General features: G+C 71.3%; 16 protein-coding genes. 6 read left to right on the forward strand and 10 right to left on the reverse strand.

All coding sequences use genetic code 11. The features are described from left to right. The first annotated feature begins 77 nt into the window (after window positions 1–77). The gene (locus ACWEQG_RS17020; protein WP_452285655.1) at window positions 78–1,952 is read left to right on the forward strand and encodes an efflux RND transporter periplasmic adaptor subunit; all 1,875 of its coding nucleotides are present in this window, start codon (window positions 78–80) and stop codon (window positions 1,950–1,952) included. Between the two features lie 157 nt (window positions 1,953–2,109). Here ACWEQG_RS17020 and ACWEQG_RS17025 read toward each other — a convergent pair whose 3' ends face one another. Then, window positions 2,110–2,874: an SDR family NAD(P)-dependent oxidoreductase gene (locus ACWEQG_RS17025; protein WP_452285656.1), complete on the reverse strand. Its 765-nt coding sequence runs from the start codon at window positions 2,872–2,874 to the stop codon at window positions 2,110–2,112. Window positions 2,875–2,907: 33 nt separating this feature from the next. After that, the gene (locus tag ACWEQG_RS17030) at window positions 2,908–3,468 is read right to left on the reverse strand and encodes an NADPH-dependent FMN reductase (RefSeq protein ID WP_452285658.1); all 561 of its coding nucleotides are present in this window, start codon (window positions 3,466–3,468) and stop codon (window positions 2,908–2,910) included. Between the two features lie 90 nt (window positions 3,469–3,558). Here ACWEQG_RS17030 and ACWEQG_RS17035 point away from each other — a divergent pair, with 90 nt between their 5' ends. Next, complete coding sequence (locus ACWEQG_RS17035) at window positions 3,559–4,026, forward strand: MarR family winged helix-turn-helix transcriptional regulator (protein ID WP_452285660.1); 468 nt, start codon at window positions 3,559–3,561, stop codon at window positions 4,024–4,026. Window positions 4,027–4,108: 82 nt separating this feature from the next. On the opposite strand, the gene ACWEQG_RS17040 is transcribed toward ACWEQG_RS17035, so the two are convergent. Genes ACWEQG_RS17040 through lhgO form a run of 3 tightly spaced genes read right to left on the reverse strand, consistent with a single transcriptional unit; the run spans window position 4,109 to window position 7,507 of the window. Next, window positions 4,109–5,566, reverse strand: a complete 1,458-nt coding sequence (locus tag ACWEQG_RS17040) for a sensor histidine kinase (protein WP_452285662.1) — start codon at window positions 5,564–5,566, stop codon at window positions 4,109–4,111. A gap of 3 nt (window positions 5,567–5,569) precedes the next feature. Beyond that, complete coding sequence (locus tag ACWEQG_RS17045; RefSeq protein ID WP_452285664.1) at window positions 5,570–6,304, reverse strand: response regulator transcription factor; 735 nt, start codon at window positions 6,302–6,304, stop codon at window positions 5,570–5,572. Window positions 6,305–6,322: 18 nt separating this feature from the next. Next, window positions 6,323–7,507 (reverse strand): L-2-hydroxyglutarate oxidase, encoded by a 1,185-nt coding sequence (lhgO, locus tag ACWEQG_RS17050; protein WP_452285666.1) that lies wholly within the window; start codon window positions 7,505–7,507, stop codon window positions 6,323–6,325. A gap of 88 nt (window positions 7,508–7,595) precedes the next feature. Here lhgO and ACWEQG_RS17055 point away from each other — a divergent pair, with 88 nt between their 5' ends. Both ACWEQG_RS17055 and ACWEQG_RS17060 read left to right on the forward strand, forming a co-directional pair. Next, window positions 7,596–7,958 carry a hypothetical protein gene (locus tag ACWEQG_RS17055; protein WP_452285668.1) on the forward strand — a complete coding sequence of 121 codons (363 nt, stop codon included), beginning with the start codon at window positions 7,596–7,598 and terminating at the stop codon, window positions 7,956–7,958. A 63-nt stretch (window positions 7,959–8,021) separates the two neighbouring features. Beyond that, window positions 8,022–8,456 carry a CBS domain-containing protein gene (locus tag ACWEQG_RS17060; protein ID WP_452285670.1) on the forward strand — a complete coding sequence of 145 codons (435 nt, stop codon included), beginning with the start codon at window positions 8,022–8,024 and terminating at the stop codon, window positions 8,454–8,456. A 197-nt stretch (window positions 8,457–8,653) separates the two neighbouring features. Here the strand turns inward: ACWEQG_RS17060 and ACWEQG_RS17065 are convergent, their stop codons facing one another. The 3 genes from ACWEQG_RS17065 to ACWEQG_RS17075 are packed head-to-tail and all read right to left on the reverse strand — an operon-like array spanning window position 8,654 to window position 10,621. Next, window positions 8,654–9,316, reverse strand: a complete 663-nt coding sequence (locus ACWEQG_RS17065; RefSeq protein ID WP_452285672.1) for a response regulator — start codon at window positions 9,314–9,316, stop codon at window positions 8,654–8,656. Beyond that, window positions 9,313–10,443, reverse strand: a complete 1,131-nt coding sequence (locus ACWEQG_RS17070; RefSeq protein ID WP_452285674.1) for a sensor histidine kinase — start codon at window positions 10,441–10,443, stop codon at window positions 9,313–9,315. The genes ACWEQG_RS17065 and ACWEQG_RS17070 overlap by 4 nt, the downstream gene beginning before the upstream one ends. A 10-nt stretch (window positions 10,444–10,453) precedes the next feature. Then, window positions 10,454–10,621 carry a hypothetical protein gene (locus ACWEQG_RS17075; RefSeq protein ID WP_452285676.1) on the reverse strand — a complete coding sequence of 56 codons (168 nt, stop codon included), beginning with the start codon at window positions 10,619–10,621 and terminating at the stop codon, window positions 10,454–10,456. Between ACWEQG_RS17075 and ACWEQG_RS17080 the strand changes: the two genes are divergently transcribed. Both ACWEQG_RS17080 and ACWEQG_RS17085 read left to right on the forward strand, forming a co-directional pair. Beyond that, a complete protein-coding gene (locus ACWEQG_RS17080) occupies window positions 10,620–11,027 on the forward strand; it encodes a hypothetical protein (RefSeq protein WP_452285678.1) in 408 nt (135 codons plus the stop codon). The two genes, ACWEQG_RS17075 and ACWEQG_RS17080, sit on opposite strands and share 2 nt — an antisense overlap. Then, on the forward strand, window positions 11,024–12,544 hold the full coding sequence (locus ACWEQG_RS17085) for a multicopper oxidase family protein (RefSeq protein ID WP_452285680.1): 1,521 nt from the start codon (window positions 11,024–11,026) through the stop codon (window positions 12,542–12,544). Before ACWEQG_RS17080 ends, ACWEQG_RS17085 begins: the two co-directional genes overlap by 4 nt. A gap of 22 nt (window positions 12,545–12,566) precedes the next feature. Here the strand turns inward: ACWEQG_RS17085 and ACWEQG_RS17090 are convergent, their stop codons facing one another. Then, window positions 12,567–13,604: a hypothetical protein gene (locus tag ACWEQG_RS17090; RefSeq protein ID WP_452285682.1), complete on the reverse strand. Its 1,038-nt coding sequence runs from the start codon at window positions 13,602–13,604 to the stop codon at window positions 12,567–12,569. A gap of 93 nt (window positions 13,605–13,697) precedes the next feature. Next, entirely contained in the window at window positions 13,698–14,807 is a 1,110-nt protein-coding gene (locus ACWEQG_RS17095; protein ID WP_452285684.1) for an epoxide hydrolase family protein, read from the reverse strand. Window positions 14,808–14,853: the final 46 nt, after the last annotated feature.

Raw genomic sequence — 14,853 nt, forward strand, 5'->3', positions numbered from 1 at the left:
CGTTCGGGTCCGCATCCACAGACAACTCTCAGGTACGGCCAAGCCACCGGTCACGTGGCGTCAGCAGGATGGCCGCCATGAGATCGAGCACTCCACTCCGTGTCGGAGGGCTCGCGCTGGCGGGGATCGTCATCGCGAGCGTCGCCGTGATCTCCGCCAGTGGCGGCGACACCTCCGTGGCCGACCGGATCGCGCTCGCCTCGGTCAGGCGGGGCACGGTCACGTCGTACGTCTCCGCCGCCGGCAACACGGTCGACACCGGCGTGCGCGATCTGGCGTTCGGAGCGGAAGGCACGGTCGAGAAGGTCTACGTCAAGGTGGGCGAGAAGGTCCGCCGGGGCAAGGTCCTCGCCCGCGTCGACGACACCGTCGCCAGGGAGAACTACGAGGCCGCCAAAGCCGCCCTCGCCGCCGCCCAGGAGACCCTCGACGACGTCAAGAACGGCACCGCCACCGGAGCCGGGGCCTCCGGCGGCGGGACCGGAGCGGGGGCGGGCGGCGCGGCAGCCGGGACCTCCGGCGGCGGGACGAGCACGGGAGGCTCGGGAGCCTCGGGCAGGGCCGGAACTTCCGGCGGCGGCACCGGTTCGGGAAGCGCGGGAGCCGCGTCGAGCGGGGGCGGAACCTCAGGCGCGTCCGGCCCTGGAGCCGGGCCGGGGAACGCGGGCGGCTCAGGGATCGGCGGCGCGGTCGCGTGTCCGGCACCCTCCGCGCGTCCCTCGGCGCGCCCCTCGGTACAGCCTTCAGGGCGGCCTTCGGGGCAGTCGTCCGCGCGTCCCGCCTCTCAGGCTTCGGGGCAGCCGGCCTCCCGGCCGTCGAGCCGGCCGACCGGCCGTGTGGCGTACAGCGGCGCGAGCACGGCGAGCGTGGCCCTCGTGGCGTACCGAAGCGGTGACCACGGAGGTAAACACGGAGGTGACCACGGCGGCCCGAAGCCTGAGCCCAGTCCCGCCCCCGCGCCCACACGCACGCCGCGTCCGCACGCGAACCCGTCCGCGACGCACCGCCCGGCCCCCACGAATGACGGAGCCGCCACGCCGAATCCCGGAGTGAGCGTGTCGATCCTGCCCACGAAACCGGCACAGCAGCCCAGCGTCGGACCGAGCCCCTCCCCTCGTGATTCCTCCTCCACGTGCGCGCCCGGCCAGGGCGGCCAGGGACAGGGCTCAGAGCAGGGCGCACAGGAGCAGAACCGGCAGGGGCAGGGCGGCGGCACGCAGGGTCGTGCGGGCTTCGGCGGCGGTCAGGCGGGGGGCCAGGGTGGTCAGGCAGGCCAGGGCGGTCAGGGTGGCGGCGCCCGGCTGACCGAGGCACAGGCCGAAGCACAGGTCAGCCAGGCGACGACCGAACTGGCCGAGGCCGAGAAGGCCCTCGCCGGCGTGCGGATCAAGGCTCCGGCGGACGGCACGATCCTGTCGGTCGCGGGACCCACCGGCTCCCGCTACACCTCGGGCGCCTTCATCACCCTGGGCGACCTCGACGCTCTTCAGGTGCAGGCGATGTTCACCGAGTCGGACATCCGCTTCCTGAAGGTCGGTCAGGCTGCCACCGTCACGCTGTCCACGCAGCCGGGACGGGAGTACGCCGGAACGGTCGCCCACATCGACCCGGCCGCGACCACCTCCAACCGGCTCGTCCGTTACGGCGTGACGATCGACCTGGAGAACCGCCCCGCCCGGCTGCTGCTGGGACAGAGTGCCACCGTTCGGGTGACGACCGGCGAGGCGGACGGCGCGCTCTACGTCCCCTCGCAGGCCGTACGCCTCCAGGACGGCGGCACGGCCGTGGTCACGGTGACCAACGGCGGGACACAGGAACGGCGCACGGTCAGAATCGGCGTGCGCGGCGACACCCAGGTGGAGATCACCGACGGCCTCGCCGAGGGCGACCAGGTCGTCCTGCCCGGCACCACCACCGCCTTCCCCGACGAAGGCTTCCCCGCCGCCCGCTGACCCATCGGCAGACCACCCGCCGTTCAGCACGATCACCGGGCTCCGGGCCCAAGTAGGGGCGTACCCCCTTGGACCCGTAACCCCGCCTCAGAGAAGCTGCGATCAGCGCGCGACGCCCTGCCCCATGGGCAGGCCCCCACGCAGTGATCGAGTGGCGCTACCAGGCGGTCGCACCGCCGTCGACCGCGTAGTTGGCGCCCGTGATGTACGCCGCCCGGTCGGAGGCGAGGAAGGCCGCCAGCTCGACGATCTCCTGCGGCCGGGCGAAGCGCTTGAGGAGCGTCTTGCGGGTTATCGCGTCCCTGGCCGCCTGGTTGTCGCCGAGATCACGATCACTGGCCGGGGTGAGGACCGGCCCGGGGCTGATCGCCACCGCGCGGATCCCGTGGCGAGCGCCTTCGAGCGCGAACTGCCGGGTCATGCCGATGACTCCGGCGTTCGCCGCGCTGTGCGCGACCATCGGGGGGATCTCACCGGCGATCATGCCGGCCATGGACGCGACGTTGATGATGACGCCGCCACCCCGCCGGACCAGGTACGGCCACGCGAACTTCGACACGAAGAAAGAGATGTCGAGCTCGCCGGCGATGGTCGCCCGCCAGTCCTCCACCGATACATCGGGCATCGGCCCGAAGCGGGGCATGGCCGCGTTGTTGTAGACGACGTCGAGCCCGCCATAGGCCGCCACGGCGTCCTCGACCATCCGCCGCGCCTGTTCCGGGTCGGTGAGGTCGACGGGCGCGATGCCCGTCATGTCACCTCCGGCGCGACGGACGAGTTCCACCGTCTCATCGTTGGCGGCGACCTGGATGTCGCATCCGACGACCTTCGCGCCTTCTCGCGCGAAGACCAGCGACGCGACCCGGCCCTGGCCTCCGGCGGTGCCGGTGATCAGCACCACCTTGCCGTCAAGCGTTCCCATGAAGTTCCTCCGTCCCCCGTGTTCGGCGCGAACTCAGCTGGCGCGCAGCGGTGCGAGTGCCGTGCTCCACGCCACGACCTGGTCCAACATCGCGGTGAGCGAGTCGACTTGGAATTCGTTGGGCGTGAACACGCTGAAGTCCTTGAAGTCGGTGAAGAGCGACAGCGCCACCTGGGCCCGCACGTCGGCCATCTGAAGCTCACCGGCGATCAGGCGCAGGTGTTCCACCGCGCGGGTGCCGCCGACCGAGCCGTAGCTGACGAAACCGACGGCTTTGTTGTTCCACTCGCCGTACAGGAAGTCGATGGCGTTCTTCAGCGCGCCCGACGTCGAGTGGTTGTATTCCGGCGTCACCATGACGAACCCGTCGAACGAGGCGATCTTGCCCGCCCACGCCATGGTATGCGGCTGCGTGTACTGGCCCAGCGACGGCGGCAGCGCCTCGTCGAGGTGCGGGAGCTTGTAGTCGAGCAGGTCGACGAGCTCGAACTCCGCGTCGGTCCGCCGCGCCGCGACCTGGTGCACCCAGCGGGCGACGGCCTCGCCGTTGCGTCCGGGGCGGGTGCTGCCGAGGATGATCCCGATCCTGGTCATGACGATCTCCACTTTCTGCGAGGAAGTGTTTGCTTCGCGAAGGAAGGATATGAGTACTTCGTTCGTGAAGCAAGCAAGTAGAATGCGACCATGACCACATCGCAGCCCGCGCCGTCGGTGCAGCCGCTGACCCCTGACGAGGAGGCGTTGGTCCGCGCGCTGCCTCGCCTGATGTACGCGCTGCCCCGCGCGATCGACGCCGACATGGTGCGTGAACAACAGTTGCCGCTCATCGAGTGGACCGCCCTGATGCGGTTGTCGGAGGCGCCGCAGCGGCGGATGAGGATGGGCGAACTCGCGGTCGCCTGCGAGCTCTCCCTGAGCGGGATGACCCGCATCGTCACCGTCCTGGAGCGGCAGGGCTTGGTCGAACGGGTCAGGTGCGACGACGACGCCCGCGGGTTCAACGCCGTCCTCACCGACGCCGGCCTCGCCCGCCTGGAACGGGCGTGGCCGAGCAACCTGGCCAGCGTGCGCCGGCACTTTCTCGACCACCTCGAAGGCATCGATCTCGCCCGCCTCGCCCGCGCGATCCAGAACGTCGCGAGCGACGCCTGACAGATGGGCGGCACACCAAGCCCGGCGCCGCCGGCGTCTTCGTCTCGACTGTCGAGGACGCGCTGGTCGACGGAGATCGTGGTCAGGTGCGGGCTTCGGGGGCGAGAGGGAGGGTGACGCGGAAGGCGGCGCCGGCGCCGGGGGCCGTCTCCACGCCGACCTCGCCGCCATGGGCCTCGACGAGGGACTGCACGATCGCGAGACCCAGCCCGCTGCCCCCGGACGGCCGCGTGCGGGAGGGGTCGGCGCGGTAGAAGCGTTCGAAGACCCGGGCGGCCTGCTCGGGGGTGAGGCCGGGCCCCTTGTCCGCCACCTCGATGTACGCCGTGCCGTCCCGGCTCCCGACGCGTACGGTGATCGGCGTTCCCTCGGGCGTGTGGGTCCTGGCATTGCTCATCAGGTTGCCCACGACCTGCCGCAGCCGCACCTCGTCACCCGAGACGATCAGCGCCGCGTCCCCTTCGACCACGAGCGAGACGCCGCGGTCGGGACAGAGGGTCCTGGCGTCGTGGACCGCGTCGGCCGCCAGGGCCAGCAGGTCCACGGGCTGCATGCGGAGCGGGCGCTGCTGGTCGAGCCGGGCGAGCAGCAGGAGGTCGTCCACCAGCAGGCCCATCCGGGCGGCCTCGCTCTCGATGCGCGACATCAGCCGCGTGACGTCGGCGTCCGGCACCTGCCGGTGGAACTCGGCGAAGCCCCTGATCGAGGTGAGCGGCGTGCGCAGTTCGTGCGAGGCGTCGGCCACGAAGCGGCGCATGCGCGCCTCCGACTCCCGCGCCTTGCTTTCCGATTCGCGCGCCTTGGCCTCGGACTCGCGCGCCTTGGCCTCCGACTCCCTGGCCGCCGTCTCGGAGGCCGCCCGGGCCTGGAACGCCGTCTCGATCTGGGCGAGCATGCCGTTCAGCGCGCGGGCGAGCCGCCCGACCTCGGTACGCGGGTCGCGGTCGGGGATCCGGCTGCCGAGGTTTCCGCGGGCGATGGCGTCGGCGGTCGCCTCGATCTCGGCCAGGGGCCGCAGGCTGCGCCGTACGATCACCACGCCGACGACGGCGAGCACGACCATCAGGGCGCCGCCGACCAGCGCCTCGATGAGGGTGAGCCGCGCGGTGATCTGCCCGACCGAGGCCATGTCCACCGCGACGACCACCGTGCCCAGGCCGTCGACGGGCACCACCCGGGCCCGCCACCGGCCGTCGCCCGACACCGCCGGGACCGTCACCGGGCTCTGGGCGGTCACGGCGCCGGGCCCCGGCAGGTCCTCCACGCCCATGCCCGCCTGCGCGAGCACCGTCGTGCCGCCGGTGTCGCGGATCTCCACCCGTCCCTCGGGCGGCAGCCTGAGTCGTGCGAACGCGGCGGGACCGCGGCCGAGCCGGATCTCGGTCTCGTGCGCCAGCATGTCGACCTGCATGTCGACCCGGCTGACCAGGTAGTCGCGCAGCACCGAGACGCTGCCCACGCCGATGGCCGCGAGGGCGACCGCGACCAGCGCGAGCATGGCCGCGCTGAGCCGGATCCGCAGCGGCGTGCGTCCCGACACGGCTCAGGCGCCGGCGGGTGGTGTCCGCATGACGTAGCCGACGCCGCGCAGCGTGTGGATGAGCCGGGGGTGGGCCCGGGACTGGGCCCGAGAAGAATCACCGTCGAGCTTGCGGCGCAGCACCGACACGTACGACTCGACGATCCCGGCGTCGCCGCGGAAGTCGTAGTCCCACACGTGGTCGAGGATCTGGGCCTTGGACAGCACCCGGCCGGTGTTGCACATGAAGTAACGCAGCAGCTTGAACTCCGTCGGCGACAGGGACACCGCCCGGCCGCCGCGCCAGACCTCGTGGGACTCCTCGTCCAGCTCGATGTCGGCGAAGGTCAGCCGCGGCGGGGCGACCATCGGGTCCCCGGCGGTGCGGCGCAGTACGGCCCGGATGCGGGCGACGACCTCCTCCAGGCTGAACGGCTTGGTCACGTAGTCGTCGCCACCGAGCGTCAGGCCCCGGATCTTGTCCTCGGTGGCGTCCCGCGCCGTGAGGAAGACCACAGGGGTGTGGCTGCCGCCGCCGCGCAGCCTGCGCACGATGTCGAACCCGTCCATGTCGGGCAGCATGACGTCGAGCACGATCAGGTCCGGGCGGTGCCGCCGGGCCGCGGCGACCGCCTCGCCGCCGTTGGACGCGGTGTGGACCTCGAATCCGGCGTACCGGAGACTGGCCGCGAGCAGTTCGAGGATGTTCGGTTCGTCCTCGACGATCAGCAGCCGGGCTTCGGGAGATTCAGCGACCATGGCGCCAGCACTCTAGACCTAGGTTGTTAAGGGAACCGTTAAAGCGATGTGCCTGGCGATGGCGAGGCTGCTCGTCGCCGCCGGGGAGGGCGCGTTGCGCACCAGCACGATCCGCCCGCGCACGTCGATGACGAAGTCGTCGAGCAGCCCACCGTCCCGTGACACGGCCTGCGCCCGCACGCCGCCCTCGGTGCGTACGAGGTCGGCCGAGGACAGTGCGGGCACGTACCGCCGTGCGGCGGACACGAAGGCGCGTTTGGCCAGCGAGCCGTACACCTCGCGCAGGCCGGTCCGCCAGTGCTCGGCCGCCATGCGCCGCGTGCCCGGCCAGGACAGGATGCCGCGCAGGTCGCGGGCCGAGACCCGGCGCCACGAGTAGCCCTCCAGGGCGAGCGCCGGCACGGCGTTGGGCCCTACCAGGACCTCCCCGTCGATCCGGCGGGTCAGGTGGACGCCGAGGAAGGGGTAACGGGGGTCGGGCACGGGATAGATGAGCCCGCTCACCAGGTCACGCGCCGAGCCGGCGAGCCGGTAGTACTCCCCGCGGAACGGGACGATCCGCACGTCTCCGCTGGCCCCCGCCAGGTCCGCCACGCGGTCGGAGCCGAGACCGGCGCAGGAGATCAGGCGGTCGAAGGTGAGCCTCTCCGGCCCGGCCGCCACCGCGACGCCGTCCGTGGTCTGCCTGATCGCGCGTACGGGACGCGAGAGCCGTACGGACCCGCCGGCCTCGGCCACGTCGGCGGCGAGGCGGCGCGCGACCGCGGAGAAGTCGGTGATCGCGGTGTGCGGCGAGTGGATGGCGGCGACCCCGACCGCGTACGGCTCCACCTCACGCAGGCCGATCGCGTCGAGCTGGGCGATACCGGGCACACCGTTCTCCCTGGCCCGCTCGGCGATGCGGCGCAACCCCGGCAGTTCGGCCCGGGTGGAGGCCACGACGAGCTTGCCCACCTCGTCGTACGGCAGGCCGTGCTCGGCGCAGTACTCGCGCAGCATGGCCGCGCCCTCCCGGCAGAGGGTCGCCTTGAGCGAGCCGGGCTGGTAGTAGATCCCGGCGTGCACGACTCCGCTGTTGCGCCCGGTCTGGTGGGCGGCGACGCGGGGCTCCTTCTCCAGGACGGTCACCTCGGCGCCCGCCCGTGCCATCTGCCGGGCCACGGCCAGACCGAGGATCCCGGCGCCGACGATCCCGATCCTCATGTCCGTACCGATGTCGACAGCATGCCCGTCATTGTCTCAGCCGGAGCCGCTCCACGGTGATCGAACCTGTGTTCGGTACGATGGCGGCGTGTACGTGCCACCCGGCTGGCCGCCGGAGGTGCGCCCTCCGGGCAGCCCCGAATGGGAGGTCTCGGCCGTGTCGTGGCTGCTCGACGCAGTGCCCCCGGACTACCGCGCGTACGGCGTGCTGCGCCGCCACCCTCTCGCACTCGCCCGGATGGCCCGCCAGCAGGTGGCGGCCTCGATCCAGGCGGCCAGGGAGGGGTATCGCGGGGCGGCGGTGGACCTCAAGGAGCACCTGCCCCCGCACGCCGTCGAGGCGGTCCTGGACGCCTACCGCCAGGAGGGTCCCCGGCTCGTACGGCTGGCCGAGTCGATCGCGCTCGTGGAGCGCGCCCTGCGCGGCGAGCACTTCCTCCCCCGGCTGTGAATCCGCTCTTATTTCCGGACAGATGGGGCATAACCGCCTAAAAGAGGAAATCGGGGGTTAGCCATGACCACAGAGGGAGCCACCAAGACCGCCGGCCAGGTCATGCACCAGGGCGCCGAGTGCATCGGCGAGCACGACAGCCTTCGCAGGGCCGCCGAGATGATGCGCGATCTGAGCGTCGGCGCCCTCCCCATCTGCGGGGAGGACGACCGGCTCAAGGGGATCATCACCGACCGCGACATCGTGATCAAGTGCTGCGCCGAGGGCAAGGACCTCGACCAGACCACGGCGAGCGAGCTCGCCCGCGGCCTCGTCTGGGTCGACGCCGGCGCCAGCGTCGAGGACGCCCTGACGAAGATGGAGGAGCACCAGATCAAGCGCATGCCGGTGATCGACAACCACCGGATCGTCGGGATGATCACCGAGGCCGACCTGGCCAAGGAACTGCCCGACAGCAAGCTCGCGGAGTTCGTGCACCGCATCTACGCGCGGAGCTGACGCTCGCGACGCTCTCCGGGCCGGTGTCGCCGGGAACGGCGGCCCGGCCCTCCACGTGCCCCGTCCCCGCGGTGCGGCCGGCGAGCGCCGATGCGAGGAGCGCCCGCGCCGAGCGAAGATCCGGGCCGCCTCCTCCACGGTGGGATCGGCACCCTGGGGCGGCAGGCGCCGGGTGGCGTCGCGAACGACTCAGGACACTAGCGACGTCCCGGCGTGACGAGCCCGGACTCGTAGGCGTGCACCACCAGTTGGGCGCGATCACGAGCGCCCAGCTTGGCTATCGTCCTGCTGACGTGGGTCTTGACGGTGGCGTGGCTGATCGACAGGTGGCCGGCGATCTCCTCGTTGGACATCCCTGTCGCGACCAGCGACAGGACCTCGCGCTCCCGGTCGGTCAGCCGTTCGAGGCCGGGTCCCGGCACGGGCCTGGGCGGGGTGGAGACGTACTCCTCGATCAGTCGCCTGGTGACCGAGGGAGACAACAGTGCCTCGCCGTCGGCCGCCACCCGCACCGACTGCAGCAGGTCGGCCGGTTCGATGTCCTTGACCAGGAAGCCGCTGGCCCCGGCACGCAGGGCGGCGAAGACGTACTCGTCGAGGGCGTAGTTGGTGAGGATGACCACGCGTACCGAGTCGAGCTCCGGGTCGGCGCCGATTCTCCTCATGGCCTGGATGCCGTCCAGCAGCGGCATCCGTACGTCCAGCAACGCCACGTCGGGCAGCAGAGCACGGCACAACTCGACGGCCTCGCCGCCGTTGCCCGCCTCCGCGACGACCGTGACGTCCCCGGCCATCTCCAGCAGTGCTCGGAAGCCGGCGCGGATCAGTGGCTGGTCGTCGGCCAGGAGCACCCGGATCACGGGGCGGCCACCGTCGGCAGTTCGGCCCGTACGGCGAAGCCTCCCCCCGATCGCGGCCCAGCTGTGAGCGAGCCGCCGAGGGCGACCGCGCGCTCACGCATTCCGATCAACCCCATCCCGTTCTCCGCTGTCCCTGTCGTGCTCTCTCCGTCGTCCTCGACGCTCAGTCTGATCATCTCAGCCGCGTATTCGATCGTCACGGTGATGGAGGCGGCCCCGGCGTGCCGCAGCACGTTGGTGAACGCCTCCTGCACGATGCGGTAGGCGGCCCGGTCGACTTCTGCGGGCACCTCCCCGCGCGTGCCGACGGTCAGCGTCCTGACCGGCAGCCCTGCCGCTTCGGCCCTGTCCACCAGCCGGGACAGTCCGGCCAGCCCCACCTCCGAGCCGTCGGGATCGGCGTGACGCAGGACGCCCAGCGTGGCGCGCAGCTCGTGCATCGCCTCCTTGCCGGACTCCTTGACCGCGAGCAGCGCCCGGCGGGCCAGGGCCGGATCCGGCTCCAGAGTCTGCAGGGCGACGGCGGTCTGGACGTTGATGACGGAGATGCTGTGCGTGAGCGTGTCGTGGAGCTCCCGGGCGATCCACAGGCGCTCCTCCCCGGCCCTGCGCAGAGCGGCCTCCTCCCTGGTGATTTCGGCCTGGATCGCTCGTTGTTCGACCTCTTCGAGGTAGGCGCGCCGGTTCTTTATCACCTCGCCGAGCACTACCGTCGCCACCAGCCAGCCGCTGAGCAGGCCGAGGCCACCGGGTTCGGGATCGGTGTCGGCCAGCGCGACCGGGATGGCGATGCCGGTGGCCAGTGCCGCCGCGAGACCGATCGCCAGGCGGCGCCGTCCCAGAGTGGCCGCCGTGTAGATCGCGATCAGGGCGGGCCCGGCGGCGAAGATGCCCGGGTAACGCGCGCCGTAGTAGGCGACGGCGCAGCCGGCCGCGACCACGCCGACCGGCACGGGAGCGCCACGCCGCCAGGCGAGCACCAGGCACGACACAACGATCAACGTCAGGCCGAGCGGGTCCAGCGGCCGCTCCACGAGACCTGAGCTGGACACCCTGCCATAGGTGCCCGCGACGCCGAGCGTGAGCATGGCCGCCGTGATCAGCGCATCGGTCTTCCAGGGGTGCACGCCTGTCACGCTAGGCCACGACGCGGGACAAGCCCACCCGCGCAGGGATGACCTGGCGCCTGCGTCCCAGGTCGTACTCGTGCTCCGCGTCGCCGTGCCCTACACCCTGGGATGTACGGCGGAGCGCCGACCCCAGTCTGACGATCTTCCGCGCGAGGCGCAGCAGCATGCCGTGCATGAGCGTCTCACCTGTTCCGCCGCGGGCGGACCCTGGCCGTGGACCCGATTGGATCGTCTGGCCGCTGCGGTCGGCCGCCGTGCTGCACCTGTTCGGCGTGCTCACGCAAGCCGTCCTTGCCGGACTGTTCGTCACGGGTGACGTGGACATGCTCGCCTGGCATCGCACCAACGGCGGATTCACTCATGCCATGCTCTACCTCCAGCTGGTGGCCTCGATCCTGCTGTGGCGACCGGCGCGCGGGCCGGCATGGCCTGCCCTGGCCGCGGCCGGGCTCGTAGCCGCCGAGACCCTTCAGGTCACGGCCGGGCAGGAGCGCGTCCTGGCAGTGCACTTCCCGCTCGGCATGGCCGTTTTCGGCGCCACGACCATGCTGACGGTCCTGGTCTGGCGGGTGACACGATGATCTCCCGTCGCGGCTTCCTCGGGCTGCTCGGCGGGGCCGGCCTCACGGTCGCCGGCTGCGGCGCCCTGGCACCCGAGGTGGCCGGTGAGAGCCTGACGAGCGCGTTGCCGTTGCCCGCCCGGTTCACCGTGCCGCTCCCGATCCCCGCGACCGCCGTTCCGGTACGGCCCGGCCATTACGAGGTCGTTCAGCGCGCGGCCAAGGTAGAGATCATCCCCGGCACCACAACCGAGATCTGGGGCTACGACGGCACGTTCCCCGGGCCGACCTTCGACCTGAGAACCGGCGACCGTACGGTCATCCGGGTCCGCAACGAGCTGCCCGTGCCCACCTCGACACATCTGCACGGAGGAGTCACCCCGCCGGAGTCCGACGGCTACCCCACGGACGTGGTGGTCGCGGAGGGACGGGGGTTCCGTCCGCCACAGGGCGATCACTCCCACCACGACCTGACGCGGTGGACCTTCCACGAGGTGGCCAGAGACTACGTGTATCCGCTGGAGCAGCGTGCCGCCACGCTCTGGTACCACGACCATCGGATGGACTTCACCGCGCCACAGGTGTGGCGGGGCCTCGCCGGTCTCCTCGTGGTTCGCGACGACGAGGACGACGCGCTGCCGTTGCCGAAGGGTGAGCGGGACATCCCTCTGATGATCTGTGACAGGGCGTTCGAGGAGGACGGCTCGTTCCGCTATCCGTCCCTGGATCCGACCCTGCTGATGCGCCCGGGGGTGGACGACGCCTTCATGGAGGGAGTCGAGGGCGACGTCATCCTGGTCAACGGCGCGCCCTGGCCTTTCCTCGAGGTCGACGCGGTCCGATACCGCCTGCGACTGCTCAACGCCTCGAACGCACGCCGTTTCCGGCTGCGATTGACTCCCGGCGGCCGGTTCGTCCAGGTCGGCAGCGATCAGGGGTTGCTGACCGCTCCCCTGACGCACGACGCGATCACCATCTCCCCGGGAGAGCGCCTCGATGTCATCGTGGATTTCTCCGGCCACCCCGTCGGCGCCGAGGTGACCATGGTCAACACCTTGGGCGCGGGTGCCGCGCGCGATGTCATGCGGTTCCGCGTGCGGCGCCGAGCCGCTGACGACAGCGCGATCCCGAAGCGGCTGTCCCGGGCCGAGCCGGCCGCCACGGCGGTCACCACCCGCGTCTTCGACTTCCGCCGCACGGGTCAGGGGGGAGGTGGATCCTGGACGATCAACGGACAGCGCTTCCGGCCAGGGCGGCCGCTGGCCACCCCTCGCCTGGGCACCAGCGAGATATGGAGGTTCACCGGCGACTTCCATCACCCCGTGCACGTCCACCTGGCCCGATTCCGGGTGCTCGCACGGAACGGCAGGCCGCCGGCGGCGACCGACGCCGGCTGGAAGGACACGGTGGACGTGCGACCCTACGAGGTCGTCGACGTCCTGGTCCGTATCGAGGGCTACCGGGGGCGCTACATGCTGCACTGCCACAACCTCGAGCACGAGGACATGGCGATGATGGCCGATTTCGAAGTCGTCTGAAGGCCCTCAGCGGCCCATCACCTCAGCGACCCGTGCGGTAGGCGACGAACGCGATGACCCCGATCGCCCCGAGAGCGACCGCCACCCATAACACCGGCATCGGCACGCCGAGCAGGTCGTCCGCGGCGGCCGCCTCGCCCGACGCCGTGACCTCCCTCGGGCGGGCGGAGGTCCGGGCCGGGCGGGGAGAGGAACTCGGGCGGGCGGAGGCCGGCAGCGGCACCCGGTAGACCGGGCTGTCCTCCCCCTCGCTCCCGGTGAGCAGGGCCGTCCCGTCCCGGGTGTACGCGATCGACTCGGCCTGCTTCAGCGGTGGCATCGTGACGTGCGCGAGCAGCTTCCCGGGCGAGCGGTAGACGGACGCGGAGAAGTACGTGCGGATGACGAAGCTCGACCCGTCGGGAGCGTACGCCGCGTCGGTCGCCATGATCGGCGCCGGCCCCACCCGCCGCAGGACGTTCACCTTGTCGGTGCGGAGCTTCGCCGGCGCGGCGTAGACACCGCCGGAGAACTCCTTGCTGACGATGTACAGCCGGCCCGAACGGGGATCGACCATCACCCCCTCGGCGTTGCGGGGCCCGTCGGCGTACCGGAAGCGGTACCGGGTCGCCCGCAGCGTCGCGTCCTCCATCGTCCGTGGCTCGACGACCCGGTAGACGGACACGTCCGGCCAGGCGCCGTCCATGTTGTCCCCGATGTCGGCGATCCACAGCACGCCGCGGCCGGTCGCGCGGTCGGTGGAGGCCGCGATGCCCTCCCAGTCCCGGGCCTCGGCGTTCCCGATCGTGAACGTCGCCCGCGTGCGGCCGTCCGGGCCGACCGCGTAGATCTGCGGTCCGTGGCCGCTGTCGTTGTGGGTGTAGACGATGCCCTTGTGTGTGGGCGAGACGGCCAGACCGCTCGACTCGCCGACACGCTGGTCCCGGATCCGGAACTGCGGCCGGTCTCCGTCGTCGGCCCGGGCGGCCGTGCCCGGGACGACCGCTCCCGCGGCCGCGAGGAGAGCCAGGACGGCCCGCGGAATCCGTCTCGTCCGAGTCCGCCCCGTTGCGCGCCCCATGCGGCCATCATTCCCGATGTCCGCTGCGCGTGCGGCGGCCGACATGCCCCCGGCCGTCCCGGATTCGGTCAGGGGCGGGCAAGTGACGGGCGATCAGCGCAGGGCGGCGTAGAAGTCGCGCAGGTCGGCGGCGAGCACGTCCGGCCGCAGATGAGCGGCGTAGTGGCCGCCCCCATCGTAGGACCGCCAGTGGACGATGTTCTTGTGGTCGCGCTCGGCGAAGGTGCGCATCGACACGAAGTCGCCCTCGAACATCGCCAGGCCGAGCGGCACCGTCGTCGGCTCCTTGGGGTGCTCGGCGTGCGCGTCCTCGTAGTAGAACCGCGTCGCCGACGTGGCGGTGCCGGTCGCCCAGTAGAGCATCGTGTTGGTCAGGATGAAGTCGTCGTCGACGTCCTCGCCGAACAGTTGGGTGTTCCAGCCCAGCAGCCCGGCCGGCGAGTCGAAGATCCCGTACGACAGCGTCTGCGGCTGCTGCGAGTGGACCATGTTGAACGACATCTTGTTCTCGTAGAACCACTGCAGCACCTCGAGGCCCTTGCGCTCCTCGTCGGTGAGGTTCGCCATCTCCGCCGGGTCGCCGGAGGGGAACGAGTAGATCTGCGTGACGTGGACGCCGACGACGTGTTCGGGGTCCACCCGGCCCACCTCGGGCGAGACGAACGAGCCGCCGTCGTTGCCCACCGCGCCGTACCGGTCGTAGCCGAGCCGGCGCATGAGCTCCGCCCAGGCCCGGGCCGTACGGAACCTGTTCCAGCCGCGCTCCCGGGTGGGGCCGGAGAAGCCGAAGCCGGGCAGCGACGGGATCACCAGGTGGAACGCGTGCGCCGGGTCCTCCGGGTTCGTCAGCGGCTCGATGACCTTGAGGTACTCCACGATCGAACCCGGCCAGCCGTGGGTCAGGATCAGCGGGAGGGCGTCCTCGTGCGGCGACCGTACGTGCAGGAAGTGGATGCGCTGCCCGTCGATCTCGGTGGTGAACTGCGGATGACGGTTGATCTCCGCCTCGCGGGCACGCCAGTCGTACCCGTCCCTCCAGTACTCGGCCAGCCGCTTCACGTACTCGACCGGCATGCCGTAGTCCCAACCCGCGCCGGGGATCTCGTCGGGCCAGCGGGTGCGGCCGAGGCGGTCCTTCAGGTCGTCGAGGTCGGCCTGCGGGACGTCGATGCGGAAAGGCGTGATCTGCGTGTTCTCGCTCATGACGCCGACACTACGGACCCTTCAGGACAGGCTCTGTCCTGAAGTG

The organism is Microbispora sp. NPDC004025, assembly GCF_053604425.1.

What these genes read in the sequence shown, in the direction of transcription:
- ACWEQG_RS17025 (WP_452285656.1), bottom strand. Translation starts at nt 2,874, where the DNA reads ATGGGAACGCTTGACGGCAAGGTGGTGCTGATCACCGGCACCGCCGGA.
- ACWEQG_RS17045 (WP_452285664.1), bottom strand. Translation starts at nt 6,304, where the DNA reads ATGGTCGCTGAATCTCCCGAAGCCCGGCTGCTGATCGTCGAGGACGAA.
- ACWEQG_RS17035 (WP_452285660.1), top strand. Translation starts at nt 3,559, where the DNA reads ATGACCACATCGCAGCCCGCGCCGTCGGTGCAGCCGCTGACCCCTGAC.
- ACWEQG_RS17095 (WP_452285684.1), bottom strand. Translation starts at nt 14,807, where the DNA reads ATGAGCGAGAACACGCAGATCACGCCTTTCCGCATCGACGTCCCGCAG.
- ACWEQG_RS17080 (WP_452285678.1), top strand. Translation starts at nt 10,620, where the DNA reads ATGAGCGTCTCACCTGTTCCGCCGCGGGCGGACCCTGGCCGTGGACCC.
- lhgO (WP_452285666.1), bottom strand. Translation starts at nt 7,507, where the DNA reads ATGAGGATCGGGATCGTCGGCGCCGGGATCCTCGGTCTGGCCGTGGCC.
- ACWEQG_RS17090 (WP_452285682.1), bottom strand. Translation starts at nt 13,604, where the DNA reads ATGGGGCGCGCAACGGGGCGGACTCGGACGAGACGGATTCCGCGGGCC.
- ACWEQG_RS17020 (WP_452285655.1), top strand. Translation starts at nt 78, where the DNA reads ATGAGATCGAGCACTCCACTCCGTGTCGGAGGGCTCGCGCTGGCGGGG.
- ACWEQG_RS17030 (WP_452285658.1), bottom strand. Translation starts at nt 3,468, where the DNA reads ATGACCAGGATCGGGATCATCCTCGGCAGCACCCGCCCCGGACGCAAC.
- ACWEQG_RS17075 (WP_452285676.1), bottom strand. Translation starts at nt 10,621, where the DNA reads ATGCACGGCATGCTGCTGCGCCTCGCGCGGAAGATCGTCAGACTGGGG.
- ACWEQG_RS17060 (WP_452285670.1), top strand. Translation starts at nt 8,022, where the DNA reads ATGACCACAGAGGGAGCCACCAAGACCGCCGGCCAGGTCATGCACCAG.
- ACWEQG_RS17085 (WP_452285680.1), top strand. Translation starts at nt 11,024, where the DNA reads ATGATCTCCCGTCGCGGCTTCCTCGGGCTGCTCGGCGGGGCCGGCCTC.